The following is a 2162-nucleotide window of genomic DNA, read 5'->3' as shown; positions in this document are numbered from 1 at the left end:
AGCCATTCGTATCGAATTTGCTCTGGGGCGATTGATATACCGGCTGAATGGTTACATAAAAGCGACCGTTTTACCGATTCTGGATACCTCAAAAGGGCCGTTTTTACCGATTTCTCAATCATTTTGAATCGATTCCCTAATTCTGATGATCTCAAATTGATCTTGAAAACTGATCTCAATTTACCGGTTTCAAATTCCTGATCTTGAAGACTAATCTCCCAAATTGATCAAAATTTCTAATCTCCAGTCTTCAATTTGATTCATCTAAATTTCAGTTTTTCAGGTCGATCTCAAATTCAAGTTGGCCAATTCAATCTACTGATTTTCAATCTCTAAAATTTCAACTTGATTCTTGAAAACCCGATTCAATTTGGTCAGATTCTTATTCGGTGAAAGATTCAAATTTCGTGATCTTATCCCCTATTCAATTCGACGGTTTACCCAAATTCTTGATTTCCCGTATTGAGGCCCTAAACGCAAACTCTCTCCAAAAAACTCGATTTCCTTTTTCGACGATAGGGAGCGGTAATTGTTAAGGATCCCAATTATTCGGGACAACGGATTACCCGATAAAACAACTCTATTTTCCATTTTTTTGCCTGCCTAATTGGGCTATGCAATCAATTGACCGTAATCAACAAAACTCGGGTTCCAAAACCAATTATTCCCGATTTTCAAAGGCAGGCTTTCAACTTAATCAATTGGTTTACAGATTTTTATTCCCAAAATGGAGTGCGCCCAACGGGAACGTGCAGCCGCAGTACGCAGCGCAGCGGAGTATTGTCGGCTGCACTGTGTTGGGTGCTTCCATTTTTATTATTCGTAAACCTATAAAAGCGACCGGTTTACCGATTCTGGATACTCCCAAAGGGCCGTTTTTACCGTTTTTACCGATTTTTCAATCTTTTTAAACCAATCCCCTGATTCTGATGATCTCAAATTGATCTTGAAAACTGGTCTCAATTTACGGTTTTGATTCTTGATCTTGAAAGTTAATCTCTCAAATTGATCAAAATTTCTAATCTCCAGTCTTCAATTTGATTCGGCTAAATTTCAGTTTTTCAGCTCGATCTCAAATTCAAGTTGACCAATTCAATCTGTTGGTTTTCAATCTCCCAAATTTCAACTTTATTCTCGACAACCCGATTCAATTTGATCAGATTCTTATTCGGTGTAAGGTTCAAATTTCTTGATCTCCTACCCTATTCAATTCAACGGTTTACCCAAATTCTTGATTTCCCGTATTGAGGCCCTAAACGCAACCTCTCTCCAAAAAACTCAATTTTCTTTTTCGACGATAGGGAGCGGTAATTGTTAAAGATCTCAATTATTCGGGGCAACGGATTACCCGATAGAAATACTGATTTTCCATTTTTTGCCTGCCTAATTGGGCTATACATTCAATTGACCGTAACAAACAAAACTTGGGTTCCAAAAAACAATTATTCCCGATTTTCAAAGGCAGGCTTAATCTCTAATCGTTTGTTTATCAGTTTTTTATTCCCAAAATGGAGTGCGCCCAACGGCCCGGGCTACCCGCAGGCCCGGATTCTTGAAATTAATCTTTTCATTCCATTTCACCAAAATAGCGCAGGCAGCAAAAGGCTAACTTGGCGTAGCCCGGGCTTTTGCTGACTGTAGCGGACTTTCTTTTCTCTTTTTTCATTTTCAGGATTTTACCGGGCTTGTCGGGTAGCCAATGTTCACAGCATTCGCGTTTTATTCGATTTTTACAAAACGAGCGGCCATCTCTCTATTTTCGAAGACGAAATAAGGGGGCTTTTTTCAAGTTTATCCAATTCTCCGATTTCGGACCACCAGTTTTCGGGCAAAATGGATACCCTCATTTAGTTTATCGCCCGTAAAAACCAACTTAACCCAATGAAAATCATTCAATTGTTCTCCTGCTAAATCTATTCAATGCATCTGCGAACCCTTGAAAATCAATCTTATTCGGGCATGAAACCTTATTTGCTCATTGATTTTCATTTACCGTCTGATTTTCATAAGCCCCCTGGACGGGTACTCCTTTCCTGATACCGTTTTAATTTCCATTCAACGGGGCCGCGGCAACTCTTGATCTAATTTTTTAATTCGGGCTATCACGATTCTCGTAAACCAACTATAAAACTGTAGAAATCTCATCTGCCCCGCCTTAACAG

At 39.2% G+C, this 2162-nt stretch carries 1 protein-coding gene; it reads left to right on the top strand.

Features of this window, described 5'->3' with window-relative positions:
• Nucleotides 1-614: 614 nt before the first annotated feature.
• Complete coding sequence (locus IX84_RS33165) at nucleotides 615-911, top strand: hypothetical protein (RefSeq protein ID WP_152605305.1); 297 nt, start codon at nucleotides 615-617, stop codon at nucleotides 909-911.
• The last annotated feature ends 1251 nt before the right edge of the window (nucleotides 912-2162 follow it).

Origin of the sequence: Phaeodactylibacter xiamenensis (assembly GCF_000759025.1) — a bacterium.
Classification (GTDB): Bacteria; Bacteroidota; Bacteroidia; order Chitinophagales; family Saprospiraceae; genus Phaeodactylibacter; species Phaeodactylibacter xiamenensis.
The sequence above is the reverse complement of the archived record's forward strand: the minus strand, read 5'-3'. Positions and strand labels throughout refer to the sequence as shown.

Coding starts and splice junctions, on each gene's coding strand:
- IX84_RS33165 (WP_152605305.1), top strand. CDS start 615: ATGCAATCAATTGACCGTAATCAACAAAACTCGGGTTCCAAAACCAAT.